The 9,180-nt window shown below is 44.6% G+C and carries 6 protein-coding genes and 1 pseudogene; 2 read left to right on the top strand and 5 right to left on the bottom strand.

The features are described from left to right. Both AC5JL8_RS38805 and AC5JL8_RS38800 read right to left on the bottom strand, forming a co-directional pair. A pseudogene (locus AC5JL8_RS38805) lies at positions 1 to 209 on the bottom strand (hypothetical protein); the annotation flags it as partial. A 450-nt stretch (positions 210 to 659) separates the two neighbouring features. Continuing rightward, positions 660 to 1,862, bottom strand: a complete 1,203-nt coding sequence (locus AC5JL8_RS38800) for an AIPR family protein (protein WP_495884993.1) — start codon at positions 1,860 to 1,862, stop codon at positions 660 to 662. A 175-nt stretch (positions 1,863 to 2,037) separates the two neighbouring features. Between AC5JL8_RS38800 and AC5JL8_RS38795 the strand changes: the two genes are divergently transcribed. Then, complete coding sequence (locus AC5JL8_RS38795; protein WP_495884992.1) at positions 2,038 to 2,949, top strand: IS982 family transposase; 912 nt, start codon at positions 2,038 to 2,040, stop codon at positions 2,947 to 2,949. A gap of 290 nt (positions 2,950 to 3,239) precedes the next feature. Here AC5JL8_RS38795 and AC5JL8_RS38790 read toward each other — a convergent pair whose 3' ends face one another. Next, the gene (locus tag AC5JL8_RS38790) at positions 3,240 to 3,866 is read right to left on the bottom strand and encodes a type I restriction endonuclease subunit R (protein WP_495884991.1); all 627 of its coding nucleotides are present in this window, start codon (positions 3,864 to 3,866) and stop codon (positions 3,240 to 3,242) included. 188 nt (positions 3,867 to 4,054) lie between these two features. Between AC5JL8_RS38790 and AC5JL8_RS38785 the strand changes: the two genes are divergently transcribed. After that, complete coding sequence (locus AC5JL8_RS38785) at positions 4,055 to 4,327, top strand: hypothetical protein (protein WP_495884990.1); 273 nt, start codon at positions 4,055 to 4,057, stop codon at positions 4,325 to 4,327. Here the strand turns inward: AC5JL8_RS38785 and AC5JL8_RS38780 are convergent. Next, entirely contained in the window at positions 4,324 to 8,610 is a 4,287-nt protein-coding gene (locus tag AC5JL8_RS38780) for a strawberry notch-like NTP hydrolase domain-containing protein (protein ID WP_495884989.1), read from the bottom strand. The genes AC5JL8_RS38785 and AC5JL8_RS38780 overlap by 4 nt on opposite strands. A gap of 101 nt (positions 8,611 to 8,711) precedes the next feature. Continuing rightward, positions 8,712 to 9,180, bottom strand: a 469-nt coding sequence (locus AC5JL8_RS38775; RefSeq protein WP_495884988.1) for a hypothetical protein, incomplete at its 5' end; no start/stop codon positions are given.

Here is a 9,180-nt window from a genome sequence, read left to right as displayed (position 1 = left end):
TATGTTAGCGTAAGATGCTCGCTAACTACTCTCCCACACCTTTTTTCGTTCACCCAAACGTGGCTCAGTAGATCGCACGCATTCTGGTATATTTCCATGACTGATAATTCGTCCAAAGGAGATCCCAACTGAGCAGAAAGCTGTTTTAGGTTCTCCTGAATAGATGAATGGAAGCCTGGATCTTCGGGATGGGAAAGAGGGTTACTCATGATTGTCGTTCAAATGCCATTAGATTGGGACTGGAAGCAATGTGTTGAGGTAAGTTACTCTTTTGGGTATTGGTAGGAATGGCACGCTTGTTTAGTTACTTGTTGAGGCAAGCTGTTCTTGAACTGGGGGTGCTGGGGGAGGCAAACAAATAAGTGTATTCTTTGGTTTTATAGTATTAAGAGTTACTAAAAATTACTCTTTACTTCCCCGGCCTCCCCAGCCTCCCCAGCTCAAGAACTCTTAAATTAATCAATTCTGGGTACAAGCCCCCACCAAATCAGAGATTGTGGCGGTTTTAGATTAGTGGTGGGTGCAAGCCCCCACTAAGCATCTTTAATTTTGAATTTTGAATTGATTTGGCTTTCTAGCATTGTGGCACAAACTTCACGCCCAAAATGAACTAGATGAGATTAGCACGGGAGCAATAGATCACCATATTTTTTGTTAGTTTAATTTACTAGCTTCAGTTCTTCACGCTTAGTATTTGACCCAACCATCCTAATCAACTGCTGATTCAGGTAACTCTGGGCACAAAGGTATAAACTATCCCAGATCACAGGATTTCGGCAGATTTTACTACCAACTGTATTGCCTGCTAATTTCTCTGACAGCAGATACTTGCGGTAATAGTTCGTCCACAAATGCTGTAGAAAATCTTCCGCGAACTCATCAAAGGGAATTATCCAATTGTACTGTTCATTCAAGAACACCCGATAAGCGGCGACAATTGGCATGGCAATATCAGCCGGCGCACTAAACCCGAATGAGTATCGGCTATCAGGCAACAGAGTATTCTTACGCGGGTCAATTGAGGCGAGGTCAACTACTCCCTTCCTTTTAGGCTTAGTGATATGTGACTCGATTACCTGAAATAGCCGTTGCTCAATCCACAATCCTTTTGGCAGTAACGGCAGTAACTTTGATAGCCTTTGCCTTTCAGCTTCAGATAAAGAAGGTGTGTTGCTCACAGGCGGGTGTTTGGTTCTGCTTTTAGAGTCAGGGTTGTATTTGTTCCTGTCCAGGCAGTTCATCAACTTAATTAAATGGTTGACGTTGCACTGGGGACTCTTGGGCGCACCGCTCTGGTTTTGATAATAGGCGATGCGGAATGTTGTTTCCTCTTCCAATCCCAACTGAGCTAAAAATTGTTTGATAAATTTGTAGTCACCCCTGGCGTTCACTTTAGAACGCGCATCCACCGGGGCAGATGTGTTTGATGCCAGGGCTATATCTTTTGCGTCGTCTTCACTCAGCCCAATGTGAATGGTAACTTTGACTCTAGCTTCACTCAGGTCGTACTTGTAATCTCTGGCTTGTTGAAAGGCTAAAACCGTATGCCCCCCGTTAATGATGCCATCGCTACCGCCCTCACTAGCCTCAAGTATTTCTAACTCTAGCTGTGTCTTTTTACTGTTAGGCTTCACCTTGTTGGCACACAGTACTATTCCGCTATGCCGCTCAAAAAATTTTTCGGGTTGAGTGGTTAATGAATCGAAAATTTGTCTGTATGTGGAGCTTTTGCGGTTAGGTTCCCGAATATTCGGCTCTAAAGGCAGGTCGGCGGGAAAGCTGTCAACATGAACGGTAGCGATAATGCAGTTGGGGTTTGCATTGAAAAACTGGTCTACTTTCAAAGCCCAATTTTTTGGCATAGTCTTCTTGTATAACGTGAGTTCGACGGTTAGAAAAAGCCAAAAAGCTTGCTAGATATGAAGCACGAGAAACTGAGCATGTATTGCGATCCCTAAGATTAATTGAGAATCAGCCAAAAAGCCACAAAAAAAACGCCGAGACTAAAAATATATAAGAAAAATTAGGGTCTCGGCTATGTCCACTATTGTATCTCGCCTCGACATCACACAAATATTTTGTGACGTAGATGATTTCTGCAACCAATGGGAACACTTATGGCAGCAGGTGCCACAATTACCATCGCTTAGAGGAGAACGTCGCAGTAAATCAAGGATGCATTTATCAGAGGTGATGACAATCGTAATCGCATTTCATGGTAGTGGTTATAAGACTTTCAAGGAGTTTTACATATTGCACGTACTACAAAGCTGGCGTGGAGCGTTTCCCAACTTGGTGAGCTATACCAGATTTGTGGAACTCATGCCTTGGTGCTTAATGTTGTTGTGTTGTTTTTTGAATACACGTACTGGAGAGATTACGGGGATTAGTTTTATTGATTCTACCCCGATTAATGTTTGTCACAATTGTCGCTCCCACGCTCATAAAGTTTTTAAAGGGTTAGTTAAATGGGGTAAGAATTCTGTAGGTTGGCACTTTGGATTTAAACTTCATTTGATTATTAACGATTGTGGAGAATTGCTGGCATTCAAGCTAACGCCTGCCAATATAGATGACCGCAAGCCTGTACCAGAAATGACTAAAGATTTAATTGGTAAACTGTTTGGAGACCGAGGATATATTTCACAAAAACTATTTGAGGAGTTATATGAGCGAGGTTTGGAGTTAGTCACTAAATCTAAGAAGAATATGAAAAATAGATTGGTAAAACTAATTGATAAGATTCTTTTACGCAAACGGGCAGTAATTGAGTCGGTCAATGACCATCTTAAAAATATGTGCCAAATTGAACACTCTCGCCATCGTAGCGTATTTAACTTTTTGGTCAATCTGATGGGTGGTTTGGCTGCTTATACCTACTTGCCCAAAAAACCGTCGATTGATATTTACCCAAAAGATTTGCCTGCACTACCTCCTGCCGTTTTTTAGTTCCGTCGAACTCACGTTTGTATAAGGTCGCAAGTCATATATGTTATTGAAGCATACGCGCATTTAGCCTCAAATGGCACGCTTCAAAAGCTCAAGGCTTTTATTGATAGGGTTGCAAGAGCCTCTGCCACAATAGGTGTATAGAGCGTTTGATATTACGGTGGAACTGCATCTCAACGGACTCTAAACCTGGGGTTGGTAGAAGAGTTCTGCTCACTACAAAGTCAAAAAGAAGGGTGTGGGGTGTGGCGCAACGGGTATAGTGGAGAAAGCGGCATTGGTAAGAAATACTACAACAAAATTAATTCACTAAATCTTTTTAGTACACTTAAAACTTGCTGAATTTCATTTGGTTTTTCTATTGATAAAGCATCGGAACGGGCATATTTTGGCTTTTGTGCCTGAACTAGCTTGACAAAAACAAACTCTCTACCATTGACAAGCAAACCAAAAGTTGGTCGTTCAGCATTGGGAGTATCGAGTATGTAAGCAAGTGCTTGAGGTAGTGCAGATATCACATCAAATTTAGTGCTTTTAGATTCAATAACAAGTATCCGAAGTCTTCTATTTACGACTAAAACATCAATACTACCTTTAACGATAACGCTTTCATCTACAGCAGAAATGTCAGTGGAAGTTTCTATTTCAATCTCGAAATTAGGTTGATAAAAACCAGCTAAATCAAGTAGTGGAGACAACACAACCATCTTCACTACTTCTTCAGACATGAAGCGGCGTTTAGTTAAATTTGAATAATTGCTTTTTACTCTTTCTAAAGATGATTTTTCAATATCCGTTAGTAACGGTAAGTTTTCTCTCCATTCTGGGAAAAAATTACTATCGGTAACTAACTCTAATCCAAAAGTTTCCTCCAGTTCGTAAAGACTGATATCCCGCGCTTGGATTGTTTGTACCATAATTAATTAGGAAATAAGGGATACATCCGTATTATATAACAGGCAAAAAGAACTTTGTAAATGCTCAGATTCAGCTATACTAGGCGGTTAAGCCATCACGCATTAGAACGGGAGCGTTATCGTAGTAAGAAATACTTTGATGTACGCGTTAGGAAAAATTCTGAGTCCCTGCTGCCTTCGCTTGTTTGATGTTTCTAGAGCTTCTGAAAGCTTCCACCTCAGATGGAATGGCAGGTGGGAGTAGTTTACCAACCCAAAATTGCCGTGTAGGTCGAGCAGGGGAGAAGAAAGTGCAGGGGGAGAAACATCCTCTGAGGGAGAGAATGTATTCCATCCCCTCCAGCTTCCCCAGCCTGCCACCACGCGCTCGTTCTCTTGGCAGACTAGTAGTTTACCTGCACACCCGAATTAGAAAAAAAATCAAGCGACGGGTAAAAACCACATCGCCTGATTCTTATTAGCCAAGAATTCCAATCACCTTACCCAAGACAGACGCACAGAGATCGCCCGTTGGCACAAAGACTCGCTTACGCCAATTGATAATTTCGGTGAAACATCCAACACTCACCAGTCGGTCTGCCAAGGATAAAGCATCGACTAGTTCTATGCGCGGCTCACCAGCAATGAAAGACCGCCGCAGTGTAATTCCTCCAGGCAACTGCTGTGAATACTTCTGGTTCAGTACCAGTGAAACAAGTTCTGCTGGAGTTAACAATTTGTTCTTCAAGCCGAGTTGTTCCCGCACGGTTTGAATATCTTGAGCATTCACCACCCGACCCAATATCTTTTGCCCATCACTAGTTTGCAATCGAAATACTCGACTACTGGATTGTGGTAGTATCTTCCAAATGGGAAGTAAAATACCTGTTACCAAATGCAAATAATCGGTAGTGAACTGGGACAGCGCGTCTACCTCCCTTGACCACGCCGCAACAAACGCATCGACAGAAACCGCTTTCCAAGTGGAAGATTCTAAATCCTTAACTGGTACACGAGTTTCTTTCTGGGGACGAATGAGTAGAACTCGCGCCATAACACCACCTTGTTCATCAAAGGTGCTATGTGTCGGAATTGACACAGCAGCATGACCAGACTTGGTATTTACCATCAGTTTCCCCTGATATTGAGTGGCAAACTCAAGCATCTCGTCAGCAGTTTTGATGTTGTTCTTCTGGGTACGTTCTATCTTGAGATAGTTTGTTACGCTACCAGTGGCAGGATGAGAGTATACAGTTTCACAGCTTTCGACGGTAAATCTCTCAGCCCGTAAAGTCTCCACACCCATCTCAAAGATTCCTGCCGCGATCGCTGCTTCAATCTGCTGGTTCAAGAGTAGTTCAAACCTCTCGAAAATCAAGTTTTGCATATCAATCCTCAAAGCCAGTAGCCGATTTAGGAATTGACGCAGGGGTGGGAGGTCGATTTTCATCCCGCCTTCGTGGGAAGTCAGCGATAGTCCGGTCATGGCTTCAAAAGTCCCTAGTGACACTTCATAAAATCGACCTTGGAAGATTTGCTTAAATAATTCATACAAAGCTCGTTCGGCATAGTTCGATTCTAGGTTGTCCTTTTCCAGGAATATCCCGTTTCCGCCAGTTTGCCTTTGTCCTCGTGTGAGTGCGCCCAAGCTGTCCAGCCGTCGAGCAATGGTGCTGATAAATCTACGCTCACCCCTAACATTGGTAGTCACAGGTCTGAACACGGGTGCTGATGCTTGATTGGTTCTGTGCGATCGCCCAAGCCCTTGAATGGCATTATCGGCTCTCCACCCAGCCTCTAACAAATAGTGCGATCGCCGTTTCCTGTTAACCGCATTTAAATCTGCGTGATAACTTCTGCCAGTACCACCCGCATCAGAGAAGATGAGGATTTGTTTGTCGCCGTTCATAAAAGCCGCAGTTTCAGCAATATTCGCCCCACTACCACGCGAATCCACGAACAAACGCCCCGAATCATCTTTTAAAACTCGCTTGTTGCGACCAGTTACTTCAGCAATTTGCTTATGTCCGAAGTGCCACAAAAGTTGTTCTAAAGCACCGGGAATTGGGTCGAGGCTGGCGAGTTTGTCTACTAAGGCATCTCTCAAAGCGACAGCTTCTTGAGATACAATTGGCGAACCATCGGCATCAAAGACTGGTTCAGAACGTTCATCTGCGTCTTCACCTGAATGAATGGAGTGCAAGTGTACGGGAAATGCACTTAACAGGTAATCCATCACATATTCCCGTGGTGTTAAATCAAGGTTTAAATCCTTCCACTCGTCTGCCGGAACCTCATGGAGTCGCCGTTTCAAAAGTTCTTCGTTAGTTGAGATAAGCTGAATGACAACTGCGTGACCCTGAGCAATATCCTGTTCAATCGCCTTAATCAACTGTGGACACTTCATACTAGTCAACAGATGATTGAAGAATCGTTGCTTGTGCGATTCAAACTGTGATTTAGCGGACATCTTCGCGGCTCGATTGTATGTTTTCGCGCCGGAGATGTTACAAGCTTCCAATGCTTTATCTAAGTTATTGTGAATAACACCGAAAGCGTTAGAGTAACTGTTGTAAATTCTTTCCTGCGTCGGTGTAAGTTCAATTTCGAGAGTTTGATATTCCACCCCTTCAAAGGAAAGACTCCGCGCTAAATACAAACCGAGTGCCTTCAAATCCCTAGCCACAACCTCCATCGCCGCAATGCCGCCGACAGAGATAGATTCAACGAAATCCTCACGGTTTGTGAATAGGAAGTCTCCAGTCTGCCAGAGTCCCAGACGGTTTGCGTAACAGAGGTTAGAAACTTTCGTCGCTCCGGTGGCTGACACGTAAACAACCCGTGCCTTGGGTAAAGCATTTTGCAACCGCAGCCCGACAATGCCCTGCTGCGATGCGCTGACCAAACCGAGCGTTCCCTCTTGCGCCATTGCGTTCCCCATTGAATGGCACTCGTCAAAAGCGATCACACCCTCAAAGTCCGAGCCTGCCCACTCCACAATTTGAAGAAGCCGACTTTTGCCATTCTTTTGGGAGCGCAGGGTTGAGTAAGTGCAGAACAGAACGCCTTGGGTGAACGGAATTGGCTCACCCAGCTTGATATTACTGAGGTCGATAATGTCTCGCTCAGTACCACCCAACGCACACCAATCTCTACGGGCATCTTCGATTAATGCAGCACTTTTTGATACCCAGATTGCTTTTCGCCTACCCTGACACCAGTTGTCGAGGATGATTCCCGCACATTGTCTGCCTTTTCCGCAACTCGTCCCATCACCAAGAAACCAGCCACGACGGAACCGGACAGCATTTTCTTCGCCCTGTGCTGCCACAGCCACGTTATCCCATGAGTCATCAACAAGGTATGACCCACAAAGGAATCCTGAATGCGCTTTACCTGCGTATATTACACTCTCAAGTTGTGCTTCAGATAACAAGTCTTGTGAGGCAATATTGCTAGGTAATTGAGGTTTGTATGTAGGAGCCGGTGGCGAGACAAGTGCTAGGGCTGCACTTTCGCATAAGAGTGAAGGATGGGGTAAAGCATCCTTGATTCGGATTCGCTGTGGGCGATATGTTTCGTAAAGGGTATCTTTTAACCCATCGGTGGCAGACCACTCAATAACCTCATATTCCAGAACGACTACATCTGGAATTTCGGAAACTGTTTCTCTTTGAGCTACCACAGTGCGTTTTGGAAGTTTAACAACTTTCGTCGCCACCGTCGCAACTTTGACAGTGGCAGCACAGGGCGAACGCCCTGGTAATTGCTGAATCAGTGCTAGTATTTCAGGCAGATCCAAAGTTTCAGTAATGCAAGGGATTTCGCTGGAGTCAGCCGGAACCTTGTCAATCACGGTGATTCTGGTTTCAGTCGTTGTTCCGTGCTTGGCGTAAGCTTTGCCTTCGACCCCAACCGAAAGCACCACCCTGGCAAATTCCTGCCATTTCACAAAAGTCTCGCGCCAAGTGAGATTATTGGGAGAAAACCAGTTGGCAGTGATTGTCACCAGCCGCCCGCCATTGCATAGCCTTTGTAATGCCGAGTTGATGTGCCTGGGAGTGGCATCGGGTGAGCGATCTCTTACCTTGGGAGATGATGAGAAAGGTGGATTCATCAGCACTACCGAGGGCTGAGTTTGTCCTGCCAGATAATCGTTGATTTGTTCCGCGTTAACAGAGAATAATGGTGTACCAGGAAACAGCCGCCGCAGAATCTTGGTTCTATCGGGTGAAAGTTCGTTGAGCATCAGACTTGCACCTTGGAGTTTACCAAATTGGGCTATAATCCCAGTCCCGGCACTAGGCTCAAGAATCAGGTCGTTGCCACTAATTTGTCCTGCTAACGCTACCAAGTAAGCTAAAGGTAACGGTGTTGAAAACTGTTGAAGCTGAATTTGTTCTTCAGTGCGGCGGGTGTGGGTAGGGCAGAGCGATTCAAGCAGTTGCAATTGCTCCAAGGGATTTTCTGGTAGTCCCTTTTGTCGCAAGTAGAGGATAAGTGCAACCTCAACGGCTTCGTAACTATCCTTCCACTGCCACGCGCCATTCGCCGCAGTGCCGTTGAAGTAACGATTCATCTGTGACTGAATCGTTTTCGTGGAAAGAGGACGATTTCCAATTAGTAATTTAGCTAGTTCTTGAGCAACACTGACTACGGACTGTCCGTAATCTAGAACAGTTTGCAGGTCAAACAGACAACCTTGTGTAGCGAAAAAGCTGACCATATCCATATTCCATATTTCGCTTCTGTTTGGCGAAGCCACTACTCTACACTTATTAAAGTGCTCGCCGAAGGGCGCACCAAGCGGTGAGGCGATTGCTCCCTTGCAGTGCGCGGAGCGCAATCGCTTCAATGTTTCTGGAACTAAGCCACTTTCGAGGCGTGTTTTCTGGGCAAAGAAGGAGATTTAGGGTCAAAAGATTTGTTTAGCTTACTAGCTTTAGCCCGTTTGAATTTTGGCTGTACTTCTTGGACTGGTGGTAGCAGTTTCAATGTAACGGCAGTAAGTACAACGGTTTGAGTTTCAACAGTACTTTGAGGTGATTCTGGTTCTAATGTCCAAGGGTCAGGAATTGACTCAAACTGTGGAGCAATGAAGTGCTTTGGTTGAGACTTGTGTTGTTCAAAGTCAGGGATATCTTCAAACTGTGGTGCTAGTGCTGATGCTGTGGACTGTGAAATTAAATTTGGTTGTTTAGATGCAACAGGTGGCAAAGGTACAACCCAAAGTCTGTTGATGAAATTGGAAATCATGAGTGTAATAAATGCCCAGAAGATGACTTCAATCATCAGTGTAAGTAAAGATTGTAATTCCACGGGAATAGCTCCTGAG

The organism is Mojavia sp., from assembly GCF_059505145.1.
The sequence above is the reverse complement of the archived record's forward strand: the minus strand, read 5'-3'. Positions and strand labels throughout refer to the sequence as shown.